22 protein-coding genes and 1 other annotated feature are annotated in these 23,289 nt (G+C 35.2%); of the genes, 13 read left to right on the top strand and 9 right to left on the bottom strand.

Annotated features, from left to right (window positions below; genetic code table 11):
- Positions 1–6: 6 nt before the first annotated feature.
- Positions 7–543: a GNAT family N-acetyltransferase gene (locus tag QQS35_RS19185; protein ID WP_285933854.1), complete on the top strand. Its 537-nt coding sequence runs from the start codon at positions 7–9 to the stop codon at positions 541–543.
- 101 nt (positions 544–644) lie between these two features.
- Here the strand turns inward: QQS35_RS19185 and QQS35_RS19190 are convergent, their stop codons facing one another.
- Positions 645–1,898, bottom strand: a complete 1,254-nt coding sequence (locus tag QQS35_RS19190; RefSeq protein ID WP_407933994.1) for a Y-family DNA polymerase — start codon at positions 1,896–1,898, stop codon at positions 645–647.
- Between the two features lie 270 nt (positions 1,899–2,168).
- On the opposite strand from QQS35_RS19190, the gene QQS35_RS19195 reads away from it, so the two are divergent.
- The gene (locus QQS35_RS19195; RefSeq protein WP_285933855.1) at positions 2,169–3,017 is read left to right on the top strand and encodes an ABC transporter ATP-binding protein; all 849 of its coding nucleotides are present in this window, start codon (positions 2,169–2,171) and stop codon (positions 3,015–3,017) included.
- Positions 3,018–3,110: 93 nt separating this feature from the next.
- Here QQS35_RS19195 and QQS35_RS19200 read toward each other — a convergent pair whose 3' ends face one another.
- The gene (locus QQS35_RS19200; protein ID WP_285933856.1) at positions 3,111–3,368 is read right to left on the bottom strand and encodes a DUF6154 family protein; all 258 of its coding nucleotides are present in this window, start codon (positions 3,366–3,368) and stop codon (positions 3,111–3,113) included.
- A 151-nt stretch (positions 3,369–3,519) separates the two neighbouring features.
- Between QQS35_RS19200 and QQS35_RS19205 the strand changes: the two genes are divergently transcribed.
- The 3 genes from QQS35_RS19205 (at position 3,520) to ytkD (ending at position 5,204) form a co-directional block, all read left to right on the top strand.
- Positions 3,520–3,834, top strand: a complete 315-nt coding sequence (locus QQS35_RS19205; protein ID WP_285933857.1) for a hydrolase — start codon at positions 3,520–3,522, stop codon at positions 3,832–3,834.
- 225 nt (positions 3,835–4,059) lie between these two features.
- Positions 4,060–4,653 carry a hypothetical protein gene (locus tag QQS35_RS19210; protein WP_285933858.1) on the top strand — a complete coding sequence of 198 codons (594 nt, stop codon included), beginning with the start codon at positions 4,060–4,062 and terminating at the stop codon, positions 4,651–4,653.
- Positions 4,654–4,727: 74 nt separating this feature from the next.
- Positions 4,728–5,204, top strand: a complete 477-nt coding sequence (gene ytkD / locus QQS35_RS19215; protein WP_285933859.1) for an RNA deprotection pyrophosphohydrolase — start codon at positions 4,728–4,730, stop codon at positions 5,202–5,204.
- Between the two features lie 85 nt (positions 5,205–5,289).
- Here the strand turns inward: ytkD and QQS35_RS19220 are convergent, their stop codons facing one another.
- From QQS35_RS19220 to QQS35_RS19230, 3 genes are read right to left on the bottom strand one after another with little or no spacing between them, the layout of a single operon-like run.
- Positions 5,290–6,099: an ABC transporter permease gene (locus QQS35_RS19220; RefSeq protein ID WP_285933860.1), complete on the bottom strand. Its 810-nt coding sequence runs from the start codon at positions 6,097–6,099 to the stop codon at positions 5,290–5,292.
- Positions 6,074–6,856: an ABC transporter ATP-binding protein gene (locus QQS35_RS19225; protein WP_285933861.1), complete on the bottom strand. Its 783-nt coding sequence runs from the start codon at positions 6,854–6,856 to the stop codon at positions 6,074–6,076. The genes QQS35_RS19220 and QQS35_RS19225 overlap by 26 nt, the downstream gene beginning before the upstream one ends.
- 14 nt (positions 6,857–6,870) lie before the next feature.
- Positions 6,871–7,869: an ABC transporter substrate-binding protein gene (locus QQS35_RS19230; RefSeq protein WP_285933862.1), complete on the bottom strand. Its 999-nt coding sequence runs from the start codon at positions 7,867–7,869 to the stop codon at positions 6,871–6,873.
- Between the two features lie 67 nt (positions 7,870–7,936).
- Between QQS35_RS19230 and QQS35_RS19235 the strand changes: the two genes are divergently transcribed.
- From QQS35_RS19235 to asnB, 3 genes are all read left to right on the top strand, one after another.
- Positions 7,937–8,401, top strand: coding sequence for a thiol-disulfide oxidoreductase DCC family protein (locus QQS35_RS19235; protein WP_285933863.1), 465 nt, complete (start codon positions 7,937–7,939; stop codon positions 8,399–8,401).
- A gap of 495 nt (positions 8,402–8,896) precedes the next feature.
- A complete protein-coding gene (gene metK / locus QQS35_RS19240; RefSeq protein WP_285933864.1) occupies positions 8,897–10,099 on the top strand; it encodes a methionine adenosyltransferase in 1,203 nt (400 codons plus the stop codon).
- Between the two features lie 248 nt (positions 10,100–10,347).
- A complete protein-coding gene (asnB, locus tag QQS35_RS19245) occupies positions 10,348–12,249 on the top strand; it encodes an asparagine synthase (glutamine-hydrolyzing) (RefSeq protein ID WP_285933865.1) in 1,902 nt (633 codons plus the stop codon).
- On the opposite strand, the gene QQS35_RS19250 is transcribed toward asnB, so the two are convergent.
- Positions 12,239–13,123: a C39 family peptidase gene (locus tag QQS35_RS19250; protein ID WP_285933866.1), complete on the bottom strand. Its 885-nt coding sequence runs from the start codon at positions 13,121–13,123 to the stop codon at positions 12,239–12,241. The two genes, asnB and QQS35_RS19250, sit on opposite strands and share 11 nt — an antisense overlap.
- Positions 13,124–13,230: 107 nt before the next feature.
- Positions 13,231–13,755, bottom strand: coding sequence for a gamma carbonic anhydrase (locus QQS35_RS19255; RefSeq protein ID WP_285933867.1), 525 nt, complete (start codon positions 13,753–13,755; stop codon positions 13,231–13,233).
- A 94-nt stretch (positions 13,756–13,849) separates the two neighbouring features.
- Here QQS35_RS19255 and QQS35_RS19260 point away from each other — a divergent pair, with 94 nt between their 5' ends.
- Positions 13,850–14,917, top strand: a complete 1,068-nt coding sequence (locus QQS35_RS19260) for a tetraprenyl-beta-curcumene synthase family protein (RefSeq protein WP_285933868.1) — start codon at positions 13,850–13,852, stop codon at positions 14,915–14,917.
- 238 nt (positions 14,918–15,155) lie between these two features.
- On the opposite strand, the gene QQS35_RS19265 is transcribed toward QQS35_RS19260, so the two are convergent.
- The gene (locus QQS35_RS19265; RefSeq protein WP_285933869.1) at positions 15,156–15,728 is read right to left on the bottom strand and encodes a class I SAM-dependent methyltransferase; all 573 of its coding nucleotides are present in this window, start codon (positions 15,726–15,728) and stop codon (positions 15,156–15,158) included.
- On the bottom strand, positions 15,722–16,681 hold the full coding sequence (locus QQS35_RS19270; RefSeq protein WP_407933995.1) for a TIGR01212 family radical SAM protein: 960 nt from the start codon (positions 16,679–16,681) through the stop codon (positions 15,722–15,724). The genes QQS35_RS19265 and QQS35_RS19270 overlap by 7 nt, the downstream gene beginning before the upstream one ends.
- A 147-nt stretch (positions 16,682–16,828) precedes the next feature.
- Here QQS35_RS19270 and QQS35_RS19275 point away from each other — a divergent pair, with 147 nt between their 5' ends.
- The 4 genes from QQS35_RS19275 to leuS all read left to right on the top strand — a co-directional run bounded on the left by QQS35_RS19275 (position 16,829) and on the right by leuS (position 22,840).
- Positions 16,829–17,110, top strand: a complete 282-nt coding sequence (locus QQS35_RS19275; protein ID WP_285933870.1) for a DUF2524 family protein — start codon at positions 16,829–16,831, stop codon at positions 17,108–17,110.
- 293 nt (positions 17,111–17,403) lie between these two features.
- Positions 17,404–18,366 (top strand): BMP family lipoprotein, encoded by a 963-nt coding sequence (locus tag QQS35_RS19280; RefSeq protein WP_285933871.1) that lies wholly within the window; start codon positions 17,404–17,406, stop codon positions 18,364–18,366.
- A gap of 9 nt (positions 18,367–18,375) precedes the next feature.
- Positions 18,376–20,025, top strand: coding sequence for a methyl-accepting chemotaxis protein (locus QQS35_RS19285; RefSeq protein ID WP_285933872.1), 1,650 nt, complete (start codon positions 18,376–18,378; stop codon positions 20,023–20,025).
- 90 nt (positions 20,026–20,115) lie between these two features.
- Positions 20,116–20,331: a binding site (T-box leader), on the top strand.
- Positions 20,332–20,422: 91 nt separating this feature from the next.
- Positions 20,423–22,840, top strand: coding sequence for a leucine--tRNA ligase (leuS, locus tag QQS35_RS19290; protein WP_285933873.1), 2,418 nt, complete (start codon positions 20,423–20,425; stop codon positions 22,838–22,840).
- Positions 22,841–23,289 lie beyond the last annotated feature (449 nt).

The following is a 23,289-nucleotide window of genomic DNA, read 5'->3' on the forward strand; positions in this document are numbered from 1 at the left end:
AAGAATGTGTACACGAATTCGAATGTAACAATTAGACCGATTATGGAACAAGATCTTGATGAGTTATGGAAGCTTTTATATAAGGAAAAATCCCCAGAATGGAAAAAATGGGATGCACCATATTTTGAGCATAGACATATTCCGAGAGAGGAGTTCTTAGCGAATAAACAAGAAATTGTTGGACAGGTTAACCGCTGGGCAATTGTTGTGGACAGTAGGTTAATCGGTACAGTTAGTTATTACTGGGAGCATCGTCCCTCTAATTGGCTTGAAATGGGGATTGGTATATATAATCCTGATTTTTGGAGTGGGGGATATGGTACAAAAGCATTGGAAATGTGGATAAATCACTTATTTGAAGCATTACCACTCGTTAGAGTCGGTTATACCACTTGGTCTGGAAATGAACGAATGATTAAAGTTGGAGAAAAGCTAGGCATGACTATGGAAGCGCGTTTAAGGAAATGTCGTTATTATAATGGCATTTATTATGATTCGATTCGAATGGGTTTATTACGAGAAGAGTGGAATAAAAGTAGCTAAATTAGAATAAATGGCTGGTACTCCAGGGTAGCAGCCATTTGGGTAGTCAGTAACTATGTATTTTACTAACTTTTATACGTTTGGAACAAAATGTTTTAGAACTAGGCCTTATGTCCACCGATTTTTTTACTACGCTCTAAGGTTACACCAGCATCGGTAAAGCTGGTAGCACGTAATAGAGAAGTTGGTCCGTAGCGATCTCTAATTTGATCCATCACATAGCCAATATCTTTGTGCTTCGTTGTATCTTCGAATAGGTCCAGTTGTGTCTCTTCATCATCATATAGGTGATCTAGTGTCACAAATACGCGGCGAATCTTACTTTGTTGATCATAAAATTCATTGAAAAGTTGCATACAGACATTGTATACATCCATCGTTACGTTTGTTGGTAGGTTAACAGAGCGTGACCGGTTAAATCCGCCACCTGTTTCCTGCGAATAACCAACACCTAAATGGATAGTTCGACCTGCCTGTTTAGCTGTTCTAGCACGCCTGCAAACTTCTTCAGCCAAATCAAGCACACAAGCGCACACTTCATCTTGATGATAGTCTCTTAATAGAGTTATTCCGTGTCCAAATCCCTTTTGTGCTTGTTTTTGAAAGTTACCAATTACTGGGCTAAGATCAATCCCCCAGGCATGCCAATACAATTGTTCACCCATTACACCAAATCGTTTCTTTAAACGTTGTAATGGCTGGCTAGCTAATTGTCCCAAAGTCACAATACCCATTCGATTTAAATTACGCATCATTCGACGGCCGATTCCCCAGATTTCTTCAACTGGAATCGGCCATAATTTTGTTTCTACATCTTCATAGGTACATTCAGCGATACCTGCTTTTTTTGCATATAGGTCCATAACAACTTTTGCTAAAAATTTGTTATCACCTATACCGATGGAGCAAGTAAGACCCATCGTCTCATATAACTCTTGCTTGATCATTTTTGCCACCATCCATCGATTGCCGTGTAAATTTTCCAGTCCATTTGCAGTAACCCATAACTCATCTACAGAATATTGGTGAATTGCTTCTTTCGGTACATATTCATTAACTAATTTTGTTATTTCAACAGACACTTTTAAATAATCGCCCATCTTTGCCTCTACAACATGAATCGCAGGATCATCAGGTAAATCAAAGTAACGACTAACATTCTTAATACCATGTCTTTGCTTTAGTTCAGGTGAAGCCGCTAGAATAATACTTCCTGAACGCTTTTTATCACCAACAACAGCTAACAATGTTTGCATTGGATCCAATCCTCTTTTCACGCATTCTACGCTAGCGTAAAAAGAGCGCATATCAATGCAAAGTACATCATTTCTTGGATAATCAATGTAGTTAATCATAAAGTCACCTTCTCCAAAAGGAACGTTTGTTCGTATATATGGATAAGTATATCTTGATTACTCTATTTTTAAAAGTGTTAATTTGTTCCAAGAAATAATTGGAGGTGTTGATTAGTTAGGAAAAAGTAAAGTAGAAGGATAAAAATTAACTGATAAAGATTCTCAAAACCATTGACGAATGGACATAAACCAAATAAACTAGATAGTATAATAAAATGAGAATAATAATCAGTACTAATGAACGCAACGCTCGTAAGGGAGAGATTGCATATGGAGACAATAGCAGCGAAAGATTTAACTTTAGGATATGGTGAAGACATTATCATTGATGATTTAAATATTGCTATTCCAAAAGGTCAAATAACCGTTTTTGTAGGTGGAAATGGATGTGGAAAATCAACTTTGCTTCGCTCAATGGCTCGTTTATTAAAGCCAAAAGAGGGAAGTGTAGTTTTGCATGGGGAAGATATAGCTAAGAAGCCAACAAAAGATGTTGCTAAACAGCTTGCGATCTTGCCTCAAGGTCCAGTAAGTCCTGAAGGATTAACGGTTCATGACTTAGTAAAGCAGGGAAGGCATCCATATAAAACTTTATTTAAGAAATGGTCAACAGAAGATGAAGAAGCAGTAAACGAAGCATTGCAGTCCACGAATATGATGGATTTAAAAGATCGTTCTGTAGATTCATTATCAGGTGGACAACGACAGCGTGCATGGATTGCAATGACCCTTGCGCAAAAGACAGATACAATTTTACTTGATGAACCCACAACATATTTAGATATGACACATCAAATAGAGGTATTAGATTTATTATTTGAACTAAATGAAAAACATAATAGTACGGTTATAATGGTCTTGCATGATTTAAACCTTGCTTGTAGATATGCGCATAATATTGTCGCTATTAAAGACAAAAAGGTTTATGCACAAGGAAAGCCAGAAGAAATTATTAGTTGCAACATGGTACATGATGTATTTCAAATGAAGTGTGATGTTACTTACGACCCGATGTTTGGAACGCCAATGTGTATTCCGCATGGTAGAGGCCGTTGCTTAATTAAAAGTGCTGTTTCTGGTGAAGAAACATGTAGTGTAGCCACTTCACAATTAAATTAATCACAATGCCCTCATCAATCTTTAATTGATGGGGTTTTTTTTGCAATTTAGAAGCGGTTGATAGGCGGATTCGCTCCCCCGTTTTTTAGATGATTATTGTACGCGCTTGTAATAGTAATCACTGTCTTGTGTTGCTGCATTATCCTCTTTTAGTTTTTCTAGCATAAGACTACTCAAGTAATTCCCTAACATCTCATTTAATTCATTTTTAGGACATGCTTTAAATACTTCTAGTAAATCCTTTTGATCCATTTGTTCTAAAATAGATTGAACGAAAAAATCAAGTGAGTCTGATTCATTATCGTTAAAGTGACGTAAATACCTTTGTAAAAGATCATCAGCAAATCGCATGGTACCTTCCTCCTTATGAGTTCTCTATTTAAAAAGAGCAGTTTATAGAACTTTTTAATTGTCTCTTTGTATCATACCTTATGCAGAAATATGGGAAAGTTGTTCATAAATCTTTTGAATTGGAGAAAATTAAAGGATAGGAGGGTGAATAATGGAAAAGAAAAAATACTTTGTTAACTTAGCTACCCAAGCTATTACGCAGGTTCAAGAAGATGATATTAATCCATATACGATTTATGCAACAGGAGAAGAAATATTTCATTTAAGGGAGATATTAACTGAAATGCATGACTCTGACATGAATTCTTTTTGGAGGGCGCATGTTCCATATGTTCCTTATCATAATGATAAATCTAATGATAGTTATGATGAAGGTATTGTTTCCGCTTTTCAAATGATTCATGACTTAGGAGATGATAAAACGAAGATGCACATAGAAAGCATGGGGATTTTAGATTCAAATTAGTGAAAAGCAGAAAGGACCTCGAAAAGAGGTCCTTTCTTAATCTGTGTGATTCCAAGTAAATAGAATTATTTCTAAAAAAAGAGTCTTCCCTAAAATTAGTGAAACATTTATTCGCGTATATACGTCTTATTTAGTAGAGTAAGTTTCAATTCGTTTAAAAAATGTTTAAGTACATAGGAGAAAGAGGTATAGATATACTAAGAGTAATATAAGGGGGAGCGCAGGATGAACAGATTTAAAACAGTTAAAAAAGTGATATGTTTATTGGCCATTATTCCATTATTATTATTTCCATATGAGAAAAATGAACCAGGTGATGTCTCTGCACAAAATTATAATGTTGATGACACACTTAATCGCTCTTCTTCCCTTAGTAGTATAGATAGCAATTGGTTAGAGGTCACAACAAACGAACGAGAACAACATACCGAAGGAGTAGAACTTAGTCATCAAGAAATCATTTCACTCACAGACAAGTTCATGGAATTACTTGTTCAAGAGGTGGATGACCAATACAAAGTAGTACACTTTAAAACGAAGGCTTCGTTAATCAGTGCGTTTTCTTCGGTTAGTTCTACTGAAGTAGCAAAGGAATATATTGATTTCTTTTACGAAGAAAGAAATGATAATTTATACATTATTCCAACGGAAACCCCACCATGGTTTCAAAAAGATGCAGATTATGAGATGATAAAAGTAGATAATCAAAATATGAAAATCGTTCAAGAGAATATAAGTGATTTACATGGAAGTTACAAAATAGAACTTATAATGACATATGATAATAAGTGGAGGATAACAGAAATAAACCATTATTAATTTTTCTTTAGTATAAAGAAGAAAGTTTGTCCAATTTAAAAACAAATAAAAATTTTAAAGGTAGCTGAATGTGTATGAAGACTTTCCATGATTTTTATAATAATGAAGTTAAGCTATCATTTGAGGATCATCCATTTGAAAAAGAACCTAAGCATGTATGGGTCATATGCAGATGTGATAACCAGTGGCTTTTAACTGATCATAAAGATAGAGGTTTGGAATTTCCAGGTGGGAAAGTAGAAGACGGAGAAACAGCAGAACAAGCTGCTATAAGAGAAGTAAAAGAAGAAACAGGCGGTATAGTTAATACCCTCACTTATGTAGGTCAGTATTATGTAACTGGAAAAGGTGGGAATATAGCTAAAAATATATATTTTGCCTTAGTAGATGAAGTAATAAAACAACCCTCTTACTTTGAAACTAAAGGACCTGTGTTACTATCCAAACTACCAAATCAAATGGATACTAATTCGAAGTTTAGTTTTATGATGAAAGATGCGGTTCTACCAACTAGCTTAAAACAAATCAAAGTGTTAGATGAATTTGATTAAGATAAGGTTTATTTAGATTAAAAGAAAACATTTACTTAATAGAGGCTCTGCCTAGTGTTTAGTGCTACAGGCAGAGCCTTTATTTCTATTTATTTTTGATTAGAATGTTTTCTAATTTCTCAACGATTTGGTACATTATCGCTGCAAAGAATGCAACCAGAAGTAAACTGTATAATACGAGTGTAAAGTCAAATACTTGGAACCCGTAAACAATTAAATAACCTAATCCTTCTGAGGCTACTAGAAATTCTCCAACGATAACACCTACCCAAGATAAGCCTACATTAACTTTAAATGTTGAAATCATGGCAGGTAAGGATGCTGGAAAAATAGCCTCTGTAAAGTACTGCCATTTAGATGCACCAAAACTCTTTAGTACTTTTACATAGTTAACATCGACTTCATTAAAAGCGGAATAAACAACAAGGGTGGTAATTATGACTGATATAATCGCCCCCATTGTGATAATTGAGAAATAACCTGGTCCCATTGCTACAATAATAATTGGCCCAAGTGCAACCTTTGGTAGCGCATTTAACACTACAAGGTAAGGATCAAGCACTTTCGATAATTTATCTGACCACCACAGTATAGCTGCTAAAATAATACCAGCTATTGTCCCAATAAAAAAACCTGCTATTGTTTCAAATAAAGTGATGCGTAAATGATACCATAGTGAACCATCTTGTAATTTTTCAAGAAATAATGTCCATATCTGGGAAGGCGAGCTAAAAATTAAACGGTCTATTAAACCAAATTGACTAGCAAATTCCCAAATGGAAAAGAAAGAGATAAAAATGATGATTTGCCATAATAGTGTATTCCTTCGTTCAGATGTTACTTGTTTTTTATATTGTTCAAAGAGCTGACTATCGGATAGCTGTTTGTGATTCAAGAGCGTTCAACTCCTCCCATACCCGATCAAACAGTTGTTGGTACTTGATATGCTTCCTAGCTTGAAATGGTGATAAATTTCTTATTTCAATCGGTACTTCGAATACCTGATGAATTTTTCCGGGATTTGCTTTCATAAGATAAATTTTATCGCTCATCGCTATTGCTTCGCCAATATCATGTGTTACCAAAACAGATGTTTTGTTGAAATCTTTTAATAAAGACGAGACAAGGTCTTCAAGTTTTAACTTCGTTTGGAAGTCTAATGCCGAAAAAGGTTCATCTAATAATAGTAGCTTAGGATCAGTTATTAGTGTTCTGACTAATGCAGCTCTTTGTCGCATTCCACCAGAAAGGCTTTGTGGATAAGAGTCAATCACCTTAGATAGACCAATATCTTCTAGCATTTGAATAGCTTTTTCTTTTAATGCTCTTGTTTCCGTTTTTTGTACTTTCGGACCTACTGTAACGTTATCCAGTATCGTTTTCCAAGGAAATAAATAATCCTGTTGAAGCATGTAACCAATATCGGATTTTGAAGCAGATAACGGTTTTTCTTGCAGTGTAATCTCACCACGGGTAGATTGCAAAATACCTGCTATTATAGATAGTAATGTTGTTTTTCCACAACCACTAGGACCAAGTAAGGATATAAAAGATCCTTCTGGAACAGAGAAAGATATATCCTCTAATGCTTTTGTATATCCTTGTTTACTGAAATAGTAATGTTCAATATGATTTAAGGATAAAAAAGACAATTGTCAAACCTCCCTTATTCACTAATAACCTCTTCAGCAATTTGTGAATTTACCAAATCATCATATGGTATATCTTCAGGCAGCTCACCAGATTCATCCATAATGTTCTTAAGGTTATTCCATTCTTCTTCATCAAGAATTGGATTTTCAGCAAAAGAGAGTTGTGATTTATAACGATCAACGGAGGACTCTAATAGTTCTAAATCAGTATCCTCAAAATAAGGTTGAACAATTTCCGCAATTTCTTCTGCAGAGTTATTTTTTACAAATTGTTGTGCTTTATAGACGGCTTTGGTGAATTTCTTAGCAGTTTCTTCGTTTTCATCTAAATAACTTTGTTTAGCCATAAAGACTGTGTAAGGAACTTTCCCAGATTCTTCACCAAAAGAAGCTACAATATGACCTGCGCCATCTTTTACAAACTGACTCGCAGTTGGTTCAAATAATTGCACATAGTCACCTGTGCCAGAACTAAACGAACTAGCAATATTAGCGAAATCAATATTTTGTATTAGATTTAAATCATTTTCTGGATCAATTCCTTGTTGTTTTAAAACATATTCACCAACCATTTGTGGCATACCGCCTTTACGCTGGCCTAAAAAGTCACTGTCTTTTAAATCTTCGAAAGTAAAGTCATCCATCGGTTCTCTAGCTATAAGAAAGGTACCATCTGTCTGTGTTAATTGCGCAAAATTAATAACAGGATCCTCAGCGCCACGCGCTTTCACGTATATAGAAGTTTCTGATCCAACGAGACCAATATGAGAGTTATCAGATAGTAGAGATGTCATCACTTTATCTCCACCTGCAATAGTTTGAAGTTCTACATCGAGACCTTCTTCCTCAAAGAAACCTTGCTCAAGAGCAACATATTGAGGAGCATAAAAAATACTACGAGTTACTTCGGCAACTTTTACCTTTGTCATTGAATTATCATCATTTTGTGAACAGGCAGAAAGTAATAAACCTAGACTAATGATGAAAAATGAAAATAAATATAACTTTCTCACTTTTACGCATCCTTTCCATTGTGGGGTGTTATCTGATAAATTCAGATTATGCGTAGGACGAAAATGTGTGAATGCCTATAGAACAAAAAAGATTGGAATATGTTATCTTAAAGGTAAGAGGAAGACTCAGAAAGAGGTGATTTTGTTGGATAAACCGATTATCTTATTTGATGAGCAATGCTATCTTTGCAGACAAAGTAAACGTATAATTAGTAAAATTGATTGGTTTAACCAGTTTAAGTGGTTGTCCTTGCAACAGTATGAAAGAAATCAACAACTAACGAGTGTACAAAAAGATGCCATTAAATCTGAGATGCATTTAATTAAGAAGAATGGTGAAGTATTAGTAGGATTTTTTGCAATTCGCTATATCTTGCTACATTGTCCATTGACAGCGTTAGCAGGGCTTGTATCTTATGTTCCTAAATCTGATGTTATAGGAAATCCAATGTATCGACTTGTAGCTAGAAACAGATATCAATTATTTAAAAATAAATGTGATAACGGTGTATGTAGAATCCCTAGCAAATAGGCTTAAAGGAATTGACATTATTCAGTCAATTCGATACGATAAATTTCAAGCGGATACTGAACCTAATTTATACCACCTTTTTAAAGAATATATTTAAAAAGGTGGTATAAATGTTTTGAATTTCATGCTAGGGCTTTTATCTACTTTTTAATTAAGAGAGAGTGGTTTCTATTTACAAGCAACTAGTAAATGAATACAATACAGGGTAGGTATTAAAATAAGAAGCTACCACGTAAAGAAATTACATATCTTTTGGATGTTATTAATAATTCGAACAATAATAGTAAACACTTTTAAATATATTATTGTATTGAAAACAGTGTTCAACTACATCTAAAATAGGACATGCTTTTTAATATTAAAGTGTATTTATTCCTTGATAAATTGAATGTCTTCATTCAATAAACCGTACACCCTGTAGAGAAGCTTCTTAAACAAACATAATACAGAAAAGCAGTTCCGTATTCTAAGAAACATGAAGGAGGATTTAGCAGAATGGCTGCAAATCGTCGATTATTTACCTCAGAGTCTGTAACGGAAGGACATCCGGATAAAATAAGTGATCAGATCTCTGATGCTATATTAGATGAAATTTTAGAGCATGATCCAAATGCCCGTGTAGCATGTGAAACAACCGTAACTACAGGATTGGTACTTGTAGCAGGGGAGATAACAACATCGACTTATGTTGATATACCAAGCATCGTCCGTAAAACAATTAAAGAAATAGGGTATACTCGTGCAAAGTATGGGTTTGATGCGGAAACTTGTGCTGTGTTAACAGCTATAGATGAGCAATCCCCAGACATTGCTGGTGGGGTAAACCAAGCACTTGAAGCAAGAGAAGGCACAATGTCCGATGATGAGATCGAAGCAATTGGAGCAGGTGACCAAGGATTAATGTTTGGTTATGCTATTAATGAAACACCTGAATTGATGCCATTACCTATTTCTTTAGCTCATAAAATCTCCAAGAGATTATCTGACGTTAGAAAAAATCATACACTAGATTATTTACGTCCAGACGGTAAGACGCAGGTTACGGTGGAATATGATGAGAATAATAAGCCGCTTCGTGTTGATACAATCGTAATTTCAACGCAGCATCATCCTGAAGTTGAATTAAAACAAATTCAATCAGATTTAAAAGAACATGTTATTCGTCCAATTGTTCCTGATCATTTACTTGATGAAAATACGAAATATTTCATTAACCCGACAGGAAGATTTGTAATCGGTGGCCCACAAGGAGATGCTGGTTTAACAGGTCGAAAAATTATCGTTGACACTTATGGTGGTTATGCTCGTCATGGCGGTGGAGCATTTAGTGGAAAAGATGCAACCAAAGTAGATCGATCTGCAGCATACGCAGCCCGCTATGTTGCTAAAAACATTGTAGCTGCTGGTTTAGCTGAAGCATGTGAAGTTCAGTTAGCATACGCTATTGGTGTTGCTGAACCTGTGTCTATTTCGATAAACACATTTGAAAATACACAAGTAAGTGAAGAAAAGCTAGTCGCTGCAGTTCGTTCAATTTTTGATTTAAGACCTGCAGGTATTATTAAGATGCTCGATTTAAGAAGACCTATCTATAGAGATACTGCAGCGTATGGCCACTTTGGGAGAACAGATATTGAGTTCCCGTGGGAAAAAACAGATAAAGTGGAAAATTTACGAGACTACATTAAAAATAACTAATTATTCTAAAAAGAATCAAGTGTAATCCACGCTTGATTCTTTTTCTAATACAATAAGAAAACGTATAAATTACTACGTTGTTTAAAGCAAGTGGGACTACTGGCCTGAGTTTTAATTGCTCTAGGGTGCGTTTTTTGTTAATGAAAAATACGTATAAGCTAACAATAAATTCTAATTTCTGATATGTTGATTGGATTTGTTTTGTGATATACTCATTATCATGTTGAATAGAAAGAGAGGTATGCGCTATGTGTGGTTTTATAGGAATGATTAGAAATCATCCACAAACACTTGAACAAGATAAGCAAGATTTATTTCAACAACGCAACAATGTTATTACGCACAGAGGACCAGATGATGAAGGATATTTCCATGATGAGTTTGTATCATTTGGCTTTAGAAGATTAAGCATTATAGATATTGATAGTGGTCATCAGCCTTTTAGTTATGATGATGAAAACTATTGGATGATATTTAATGGAGAAATATATAACTATGTAGAGTTGAGAGAACAATTAATTGATAAAGGCTACACGTTTGAGACTGAGTCTGATACAGAAGTTATTATTGCTATGTTTAAGGAACATAAAGAAGATACGTTTAAATACTTGCGAGGTATGTTCGCTGTACTTATTTGGGATAAACAAGAGCAAGTGCTATATGGCGTAAGAGATCCATTTGGCATTAAACCTTTGTTCTATAAGGACTCAGAAGAAGGTACGTACTTTGCTTCTGAGAAAAAAAGTCTTACTATCAATGAAGAAGAAAAGGTAAATACAGAGGCATTACAACAATATTTAAGTTTTCAATTTGCTCCTGAACCATTAACTTTGACTGAAGGTATTAAAAAAGTTGAACCAGGTCATTTTTTTGTTAAAAAGCCTGGAGAATCAATTACATTTCACCGTTATTGGCACGCGAAGTTCAACCCAATATTGATGGAAAAACCCGCTTGGATAAAAAGAATTCAGGATGTAATGTATGATTCGGTAAATGTTCATATGCGCAGTGATGTGCCTGTTGGGTCATTTTTATCAGGTGGAATCGATTCAACACTTATTGTAGCAATTGCAAAAGAATTCAACCCGAACCTTAAGACATTTTCCGTTGGTTTTGAACGTGATGGGTATTCTGAAGTGGACGTTGCAAAGGAAACTGCTGATAAGCTTAACGTTGAAAATATTTCCTATATGATTACTGCAGAAGAATATGTGCAAAAGCTTCCTAAAATAATGTGGCATATGGATGATCCATTGGCAGATCCGGCTTGTGTACCATTATATTTTGTGGCTAGAGAGGCAAATAAGCATGTAACAGTAGTTTTATCTGGAGAGGGATCGGATGAATTATTTGGAGGATATAATATATATCGTGAACCCGAATCGTTAAAAGTTTTTCAATCTATCCCTACGCCAGCTAAAGGATTGTTATCACGTGTAGCAGCGGTCCTACCAGAAGGTGTCAGGGGTAAGAGTTTTCTAGAGCGTGGGACAACCCCGTTAAAGGATCGTTATATAGGTAATGCAAAAATGTTTGAAGATATTGAGAAAAAACAATTACTAAAAACATATAATCCAAACTTAACATACCAACAAATTACAGAGCCTTTGTATGCGAATGTCGAGGGAAACCATCCTGTTAACCAGATGCAATACATCGATATTCATACATGGATGCGTGGAGATATTTTACTGAAAGCAGACAAAATGACAATGGCTAACTCTTTGGAATTACGTGTTCCATTTTTAGATAAAGAAGTATTCCGTGTGGCTAGTGAAATTCCGGTAAATCTTAAGATTGCAAATGGAACAACGAAAAGCATACTGCGAGAAGCTTCAAGAGGAATTGTTCCAGACCATGTTCTTGATCGTAAAAAATTAGGGTTTCCGGTTCCAATTAGGCATTGGTTGAAAAATGAGTTAAACGATTGGGCTAAAACATTAATTAAGGAAAGTGAAACAGATCATTTACTTTATAAAGATTATATTTCTCAACTACTAGAAGCTCATTGTCAGGGTAAAGGTGATTATAGTAGAAAGATTTGGACGGTATTAATGTTCATGCTGTGGCATCAAATTTATGTTGAAAAAAAATTCTCATTTGATGAGTTAAGAAATGAAGATAAAACAAAAAGCAAGCTTACGGTGTAACAACCGTAATTGCTTGCTTTCCCATTTGCACCCAAGCTTCTTTGAAGTTTTCTATGGGTGCTTTTCTAGTTTCTGCTTTTATTGGATCATTAAAGTAAATAAATTCATCATCGTAACCAGTTACTAGTACAGAATGCTCCTTCATTGTAATCCGTATCGGACCATCATCCGTTTGCCATGTCTCAAAGAACTTATCCTCTAACTTTTTATAAGTTGAGTTAGTAATCACCCAAACCGGTCTGTCTTGGTTTATGTGATTTAAAATTTCATAAAAAGAACCTCCACTAAAATCCACAACGCGTTCTCCTAGGTATTTTTTTGCAAGGTCAGCTATAGGCTCGTGGTAGACACCTAGTCCTGGTTTAGAAAAAGAATACATATCTCCGACAAAACCTTTAGAAGGATTACCAAAATAAATCCCTGATTCTGTCTTTTTATATGGAGTTGTATCTTTTTTAACCTGTTCAGCTAATTCCATCTTAGATACATCTATATCATAGAATTGCAATAGCATCGCTAGGCTTGTTACTTCACAACCCCTTGGAAGTTCTGGGTGCTGTCCGATAATCGGTGCATCAATCTGAACTTGGTCTCGTAGTTGAATTTGTTCGATTAGAGGAAAAACTGGCTCTAATTCAGGAGCAGGTAAAGTTGTAGCGATTACTTGTGATTCTCTGCTATTTATAAGAAACCATTCATATATTTCTGTTTTAAAAGTATTTAGCAGAATACCAGAAACTATCATTGTACAAACTCCAAATAGTATGGCATATGTTTTAATTGCTTGTTTAACAATATACTTCGTTGGCCTTTTTGCCAAATAGGATAGAAGTAGTGTCATCATCAAACTGAAAAAAAGTAAAAACTGAAACATGATGGCACCTCCTTGATTTTAGGATATCGCATTTCGACAAAAAAATCACAAAAAGTTAAACATCAACCAAGAAATATTGAATCTTTTGAAATTCGAGTCACTATTTACTAATCACTAAATTTTTCAACTTCATGTTTATAATATTGTCCTTTGTCGACATAAGACTGTTTGATTCGTTCCATCTCTTCTATATCTTTATCGGTTAGATTTCGAACTACTTTAGCTGGTCGACCAAAAGCTAATGTTTTTGGAGGTATTTTCTTACCAGGTGGAACTAAGCTTCCTGCACCAATGAACGCCTGTTCACCAATTTCTGCTCCATCCAATATAATTGATCCCATTCCAACCAAAGCTTTTTTTCTAATAATGGAGGAGTGGAGTGTTACTTGATGACCAATCGTTACTTCATCTTCTATTATTAGGGGCATATTTGGACTTTGGTGAAGTAAACAAAGATCTTGTACATTGGCTTTCTTACCAATATGTACAGGTGCTACGTCTCCTCTTATTACAGTTTTAAACCATATACTTGCCAATTCGTCTATAGTTACATCGCCAGTAATTACTACATCTTCAGAAATATATGCCGTATCATGAATGACGGGAATTTTCCCTTTATATTCATAAAGCATTTGAATCCTCCTCTATTTTTGATGATATAATAAATATTAACATAGACTAAAAACGGATAAGAAGTTTTACCTTTTAAGAAACGAGGGAAATGATTTGCAAAATACGATTCCAAAAACAGCCCCATTTTTATTGAGTCTGGTCTACAGGAAGGTTTTTCCACAAGTAAGTAAAGAATTGAATTATTGGAAAAAAAGAGCTAATAGTATTCCTAATGATGAGTTAAGAGAACAGGCTTTAGCAAGTATTCAGTCAAAAAGATTCCACTGTCAAGGTGGGGGTGTATATAGTATCTTAGCGGGTCATCGCTGGCAAGAAGCAATAAAATTTATTGTTGCATATCAGACGATTAGTGATTATCTAGATAACTTATGTGATCGTAGTACCTCTTTAGATCCTAGGGATTTTCGTATGTTGCACCAATCTATGGAAGATGCTCTATTACCTGAAAATGAGTTAAAAAACTATTATACGTATAGAAAAGAGCAAAATGATGGCGAGTATTTGTCTGATCTAGTAAGAACGTGCCAAACGTGTTTACGACAAATAGAAGATTACAACCTTATAAAAAAGTATAATCTACATTTAGAGCAGCTATACAGCGATTTACAAGTACATAAACATGTGAAAGAGGAAGAACGTATTCCGAGGTTAGAAAAATGGCACCTACGATATAAGGATAAATACCCTACACTTGATTGGTATGAATTTTCAGCATCAAGTGGATCAACGCTTGGTATTTTTTGTTTAGTATCCTACGCGCTTGGTCAACAGATGAATGAAGACTTAGCAGAGAAAGTTTGTGTTAGCTATTTTCCTTACATGCAGGGACTTCATATATTACTGGATTATTATATTGATCAACAGGAGGACTTAATTGAAGGAGATTTGAACTTTTGTAGCTATTATAAAGATAAAGATCATTTAAAGAAAAGGTTCTTGTTTTTTATTGATAAAACAAATGAAAATATTCAAATACTGCCACATCGTCATTTTCACGAAATGGTACATAGTGGGTTAGTGGGGCTATATTTAGCTGACCCAAAAGTGAAGAAATTAGAAAATGGCAGAGAAATAACAAAAACATTATTACAAGCAAGTGGAATGCGATCAACATTTTTTTATTTTAATGTGAGACTTTATAACAAACTTAAAAAAAGGTAATAGTAAAAAACTCCTGCGACATGTAGGAGTTTTAGTTTATTTCGGAAATTATTAAATTTAGTTGCAGTATAACTTTATTATCTTGAACAGTCACATTAGGCTTTAGGTGGCTCCTCCCCAAGTTTTAAAAGGGGATAGGGTGCGCACAACCGTAAAAGATTCGTAATTGCCCTAAGGTTTAGCTGCAAAGAAAAATTTACATCTCAGAAACAAGTGAATTGTGCCCACGCACTTTTGTTTATACGTACTTTTTTTCGATTGCGAGTATAAATGGTGGGCTGTTTCTTTGGTTAATAAAACCATATTGTAATACATTAAACTGTTTCTGTTCGTACTTTTTCAAGTGTTCTAATAAAGCATCTCTTTCTACTTCACCACCCGGATGACCATGATACACTACTAAGATAATTAACCCACCTGACTTTATGTACTCGGATAGAGTGTCTATCGCTTTTATTGTACTAGTAGAGGTAGTAATAACCTTTTTATCACTTCCTGGTAAATAGCCGAGGTTGAAAATGGCTCCACCAATCTTCCCATGTAGTTCTTGTTCTACGTATTTAGCAAGATGTTGATGGTCGTCTTGAATGAGTCTGACATTGTTTATGCCTTCAGTTACTAGTAGTGTTCTTGTGTTGTTGATTGCTTGGGATTGAATATCAAAAGCAAGGACGCTTCCACTTTCTCCAACAAGCTTGCTTAAGATTAAAGTATCTTTCCCGTTTCCACAAGTTCCATCTACCACTGTTTCACCTGGTTCAATAGTTGCGGCCATTAATTCGTGTGCATATGATATTATTCGTTTTAACATGTTTTTAAACTTCCCTTTGCATCATAATATTTACCTTGCCAACTATCCCTTTCTTCTAATTCCTTGTCGATAGCATTTAATACATCCCATTTATTCAAACTCCACATAGGTCCTATCAATAAATCAGGCGGACCATCACCGGTAATACGATGAATGATCATCTCTTTTGGAAGTAATTCAAGTTGATCGACCACTAATTTAATATAATCTTCTTTTGATAAGAACTTAAGGATCCCTTTTTCATATTGTTTTACCATGGGTGTTCCTTTTAATAAATGTAACAAGTGTATTTTAATACCTTGGACGTCCATCGCACTTACTGTTTTTGCTGTATGCAACATCATTTCATCATCTTCACCAGGGAGCCCATTAATAATATGAGAACATATACGTATGTTATGTGTTCTTAGTTTTCTCACACCTTCTAAATAACAATCAAGATCATGCGCGCGATTAATTAAATTTGATGTTTCTTGGTGGACAGTTTGTAGTCCTAACTCAATCCATAAATAAGTACGCTCGTTTAACTCAGCTAAATATTCCACTACATCATCAGGTAGGCAATCCGGCCTTGTTGCAATCGATAGACCAACGACGTCGTCCTGAGCTAACACCGTTTCAAATTTTTCGCGTAACTCTTCAGTGGGAGCATGCGTATTTGTATAAGCTTGAAAATAAGCCATATACTTTCCATTCTTCCACTTTTTGTGCATTTTGTTCTTAATTTCGTTGAATTGTGTTTCTAGGTCATCTACCCGATTACCCGCAAAATCACCACTACCAGCTGCAGAACAAAAGGTGCAACCACCGTAAGCAACTGTGCCATCTCGATTTGGACAATCAAATCCTCCATCAAGTGCTACTTTAAAGACTTTATGTCCAAATTCATTTTTTAAGTGGTAGTTCCAAGAATGGTACCTTTTTTGGTCGAAAGAATACGGAAATGGATGCAATAGAAAAATCTCCTTTAAGAACAAATTATAGCTTATATTGTAGCAGAATAATTAAATTTGGAAAAACAACATTTAATGTACAGAAGACAAATTTTCCCACGCATGGATAAGTCGAATTTAACCAACTTAATAAATGAGGTGATTATTATGGCAACAAGGGAATCCGTTGATAATCTAATCAGTCAAGCAAACGCGTGTATCTCTGAGGCTGAAAATCAATTAGATATAACCAATCGTAATGGCTATGAAATTGATAGTGCTTACTCGGAAGCGCAACGCAAATTGGCTGATATGGAGCAGGAAATACAAAAGTTGATGGATAGTGCTAGTCACCAACAAAGAGATCAGTTACATCGTGTTCATTTAGCTGTTAGTCAGCATATGAATGATATGGTGTTAGATCGTATTCAAATGGATCAATCTGAATGATAAAAAGAGAGTCCTTATCTGATTGCAATATAGGTAAGGGCTCTTTTTTTATTGTCCAGAAATTATATTTCTAGAAGTGGTCAACATGTAGCAACAGCTGATCTCCAGCTCCTCAATTACAAGCCTCTATGTGGCCAAACAACATCACTTCGAGCTTGGCCTGTTCTTTTCTTGTTACATAAATGTTGACGATACCAATAATCTGAAAAGTTAAAATTTAATAAAGTAGCTATATATCAGTCGGATTGTGTCGATATACTACAAGTTCACTTAAAAAAAAGGGAGAGTTACACATGTATATAAAAAGACTAATTATCCTGTTTTTTCTGGCAATCTTTTTAGTCGGTTGTTCAGATCAAGAGGTTGAAAATTCTATTGATGAAAAAGTGAAAATAGGAATTATGCTGTCAGATGTAGGGTTGGGGGATCAATCTTTTAGCGATCTAGCATTTAGTGGTTTGATTAGAGCACGAGATGAATTAGGAATAATATTTGATTACCGGGAATTAGCTGAAACAGAAACGTATGAGAATGGATTACGTGAATTAATAGAACAAGATAATGATATTATTATTGGACTTGGATTTATGGTCCAAGAAGATCTAGAGAAGGTTGCAAAAGACCATCCTAATCAGCAATTCGTACTAATTGATTCAGAGTCTTCTTTAGAAAATGTTATTTCAGTTAACTTTAAGGCTGATCAAGGAAGTTATCTTGCTGGAATTGTTGCTGCATTTACAACGGAAACAAACAAGTTAGGATTTATTGGTGGCGAAGATAATCCAATTATCAATGATTTTGAACAAGGTTTTTCAGATGGTGCAAAATCGATTAACCCAGATATTGAGATTCTTTCTACGTATGCTAATAATTTTGGAGATGATCAATTAGGTGCAAGTATTGCTAAAGAGATGATAGAAGAAGATGCGGACGTTCTATTTGCTGCTGCAGGTTTTACCGGAGTGGGTGCCCTTACAGCAGCACAAGCAAATGGGGTATATGCAATTGGTGTAGATACAGATCAATACTATTATGCAGAAAAAGCAGTGATTACATCGGTTCAGAAAAATTTGGATGTTGCGATCTTTCAGTTAGCTGAAACATTAGTTAATGACGGAAAGCTAGCAACAGAGAATATAGTGCTGGGCGTTAGCAATGAGGGTGTAGGGCTTGCTCCATTAAGGGTAATAGAATATCCAGAATCAGTAACTAATCGAATCGAATCAGCTAAACAAGAACTAGCGAAAGGTAATTAGGTGAAAAACATGTCTATAAAGAAAAAACTTTTACTAAATACAATTAGCATCGTTGTTTTAGCAACAATAATTATTGCCTTTATTATTTTCAATATGTTAAAAATTCAATCATCGAATCAAGACCAAGTAGATATTTTATTAAACATTGAGAAGTTTCAGTCTGAGGTAAAGTCTGCACAACAAAGCTTGAGTAACTTTTCTTTTCAAGGAACAGATGCTTTAAAAGAAGAAACATCACAATCAATTGAAAAAGCTGACGTGTTATTAGAACAATTGACTTCTACAGTAGATAATGAAAAAAGCCAGGAGTACTTAAATAAAGTTACAGATAAGTATAATAGTTGGAAGCCGAATACCATTACTGCTATAAATGACCGAGATCTTTCAGAAGCAAAAAAACAATCAGTACGCATTAACGGCTTACTTAATGATACGTATATGCTCAATTTATATTCAGAAGAAGCGTATCAAACGATGCAAGATAACTTAAAACAACAAGTTAATTTCATTATTATTGCTTCTTCCGTAGGTGTGGTTTTATTGATTATATTAGCGTTAATCGTGTCTAATCGAATCACTTCGCCTATTACTAAATCATTAAAGTTACTAGCAGAAAATGCAGAAGAAGTAGCAGCTGGTAATTTAGTAGTTAGTCCTATAAATTATAACAAAAGTGATGAATTAGGTGCTTTGAACGAGTCCTTCACACAGATGGTCGATCAATTAAGAAGTTTATTGACTTCTATTGGCGGTGTTGGGAAAAAAGTTGAAACGTTTGCTATTAATATCGAGGAAGAGAACAATGTATTAACTGAAATAAATCAACAAGTATCTATTTCAACGGATGAGCTGGCAGCAGGTACACAAACTATTTCTGAAGATCTCCAAGATGCAGTAACACGTATCGAACAGATGGATAAGGATTTTGGAAACAATGTGAGCTATACAGAACAGTCGGTTGCTTACGGTAGTGAAGCAATTGAAGCAGTTAAATCTGGTCAACAAGCGATTGAAACTCAGCGTAAGTTAATCCAAGAAAATTCAGAGACAACAAATAAAATAGAGGCATCAACAAAAACCTTTATAGATTATACAACCAAGATAGAACACATGGCTAATACAGTTTCTGAAATTGCTAATCAAACAAATTTGTTAGCTCTTAATGCTGCGATTGAAGCGGCGCGCGCAGGAGAAGCAGGAAAAGGTTTTGCGGTAGTTGCAGATGAAGTGCGCAAACTTGCTGAAGAAACTTCTCAAGCAACGAATCATATATTTGACATGGTTTCCTTTATTCAAACAGGAATAAAAGAGATAACTACTGAAGTAAATCGAGGCGTAACGATTGTTGAAGAAGAACAGAAATCAATGGAAGTTACTACAGCAGCATTTGACAATATTGACCATCGAGTTACTGCGATTACAAGTGAATTAGACTTACTATTAAAAGGAATGCAGAACTCTAAGTCTTTAGGAGCTAACGTTCTAGAAAATGTAGAAAGTATAAGTGCTGTTGTTGAAGAATCAGCAGCAGGAAATCAACAAATCTCTGCTTCTACAGAAGAACAATTAAAAGCCTTTAAGAATATGGTTAAAAAAGTGACTGAAATGAGACAGTTAACAGATGAACTGAATACATCTGTTAATAAATTTAATTTATAAAATTGTCTAGGTGCCAAACACTGAATTGAATAAGGTGGCAAACCTTGACAAAGAGGAACGCTTTCTTTAAAATACGATTACAATAACTAGTGAACGACGATGAGAAGGAATACTAGTAAGGTAAACAGGTAGAAGAGAGATAACGGTAGGTGCAAGTTATCCCTGTACTTTACGAACTCACCTTTAAAGTCGCAAAAGTGAAGATAGTAACTTTTGCCGTATTCCGCGTTAAGGATACAAAGCGGGCGCATGCTACAAGCGCTAATGTTGGGTGGTACCGCGGGAATTCAAGCTCTCGTCCCATTTAGGGATTGAGGGCTTTTTTGTATTCAATAAGAACAAGTGTTCTTTTTGCTAACAAACATAAAAAAATCAGAAACTCAAGGAGGCATGACTTATGTCATTTAATCATAATAAAATTGAGGCGAGATGGCGTAATTATTGGCTAGAGAACAAGACATTTAAAACTAATTCGGATACGAATAAGGAAAAATTTTATGCACTTGATATGTTTCCCTATCCATCAGGTGCTGGACTGCATGTAGGACATCCGGAGGGATATACAGCAACTGATATTATTTCTAGGATGAAACGGATGCAAGGATATGAAGTACTTCACCCTATGGGATGGGATGCATTCGGTTTGCCAGCGGAACAGTATGCTTTAGATACAGGTAATGATCCTGCTGACTTTACTAAACATAATATAGAAACGTTTCGTCGTCAGATTCAAGCGTTAGGTTTTTCCTATGATTGGGATCGTGAGATAAATACTACCGATCCACATTACTACAAGTGGACACAATGGATTTTTCTAAAGCTATATGAAAATGGTTTAGCTTATATTGATGAGGTTGCGGTTAACTGGTGCCCAGCTTTAGGCACGGTTCTTGCAAATGAAGAAGTAATTGATGGGAAAAGTGAGCGTGGTGGGCATCCTGTTGTACGAAAGCCTATGAAACAATGGATGTTAAAAATTACAGCTTACGCAGATCGATTACTAGAAGATTTAGAAGATTTAGATTGGCCGGAGAGTATTAAGGATATGCAACGAAATTGGATTGGTCGATCTGAAGGAGCAGAAGTCCATTTTGGAATAGATGGCTTTGAAGAAAGTTTTACTGTATTTACAACCAGACCAGATACGTTGTACGGTGCAACATATACTGTATTAGCACCGGAACATCCATTTGTTGAAAAGATTGTTACAAACGAACAAAAGGAAGCAGTAAATAACTATATAGACCAGGTAACCGCTAAAAGTGATTTAGAAAGAACCGATTTAGCAAAAGACAAAACGGGTGTATTTACTGGTGCATATGCAGTTAACCCAGTTAATGGAGAAAAACTTCCTATATGGGTTGCTGACTATGTCTTGATGACTTATGGATCAGGGGCAATTATGGCAGTTCCTGCTCACGATGAACGAGACTATGAATTCGCTAAAAAGTTCAGTTTAAATATTATTCCTGTTTTAGAAGGCGGCAACGTAGAGGAAGAAGCATACACAGGAGATGGAAAACATATCAACTCCGGATTCTTGGACGGATTGAATAAAGAGGATGCCATTGAAAAGGTGATTGAATGGTTAGTTGAAAATGAAAAAGGCGAGAAAAAAGTTACGTATCGTCTAAGAGATTGGTTGTTCAGTCGTCAAAGATACTGGGGAGAGCCTATTCCTATTATTCATTGGGAAGATGGATCAATGACAGGAGTAGCTGAAGAAGAGCTTCCACTTGTTTTACCTAAAACTTCAGAAATCAAACCATCAGGCACTGGCGAATCGCCACTTGCTATTATTAGCGATTGGGTCAATGTTGTTGATCCAAAGACAGGAATGAAAGGTCGTCGGGAAACAAATACAATGCCGCAATGGGCAGGTAGTTGCTGGTATTTCTTGCGTTTTATTGATCCTGAAAATGATGAAAGCTTTGCTGATTATGATTACTTGCAAAAATGGCTACCAGTCGATACTTATATTGGTGGTGCTGAACATGCGGTACTCCATTTACTTTACGCTCGTTTCTGGCATAAATTTCTTTATGACATCGGTGTAGTACCAACAAAAGAACCTTTCCAAAAATTATATAATCAAGGTATGATTTTGGGTGAAAATAATGAAAAAATGAGTAAGTCAAAAGGGAATGTCGTCAATCCAGATGAGATCGTTGAAAGCCATGGTGCTGATACACTAAGACTTTATGAAATGTTTATGGGTCCACTAGATGCATCCATCGCTTGGTCAACAAATGGTTTGGATGGATCGCGTAGATTTCTTGATCGAATATGGCGTTTATATATCAATGATGAGGATAAATTAACTTCTAGAATTGTGGATAGTGTAACAAATGATGAATTAGAAAGAAGTTACCACGAGACAATTAAAAAGGTGACAGAGAACTTTGAAGATTTGCGTTTTAATACTGGAATATCCCAAATGATGGTTTTCATTAATGAAGCTTATAAAGTGGAAGAAATCTCAAAGGATTATGCGGAAGGATTTGTGAAAATATTGTCTCCTGTCGCGCCACACCTAGCAGAAGAGCTTTGGGAAAAACTAGGTTATGACGAAACGATATCTTATCAAGCATGGCCAGCATATGATGAAGCTAAATTAGTTGAGAATGAAGTTGAAATCGTAATTCAAGTTATGGGTAAGGTAAGAGCGAAAATACTGGTGGATAAAAATGCATCTAGAGAAGAGTTAGAGAAGCAAGCTCTAGAGAATGAATCTATAAAAGAAAGACTAGAAGGAAAGACAGTTAGAAAAATTATAGCTGTCCCTGGTAAACTAGTTAATATCGTTGCAAATTAATTAAAGAGAGTTGCTTTTGCGAAATGCGAGAGCATCTCTCTTTTTATTATTGCCTCGCAAGAGATGTAAACTATTCCTTTATTGTACTTAATTTAAGTGATGTCTAGAAAATATATTGGTAGATATTAGATAAAGAAACTAGGACACATTATGTTGACTTCTATTCTTAATCCGTGTAATATAAACGTTGCTGTCACGTTTAATCATATTTTAAAAGGTTTAGCAGAAACAACCAAAAATTGGAATTGACATTATTCGTCAGCAATGATAGAATTTAGTTACTGTCGCTGATAGGCGATAGGCAGATAAATGAACATTGATCTTTGAAAACTGAACAAAACAATCAGTATGTTAAAGTAAGAAAAAAGCTAGTTAAGTAATGAGCAACCAAGCTCACATTTTATGGAGAGTTTGATCTTGGCTCAGGACGAACGCTGGCGGCGTGCCTA

The organism is Aquibacillus rhizosphaerae (assembly GCF_030282825.1).
Taxonomy (GTDB): domain Bacteria; phylum Bacillota; class Bacilli; order Bacillales; family Amphibacillaceae; genus Aquibacillus_C; species Aquibacillus_C rhizosphaerae.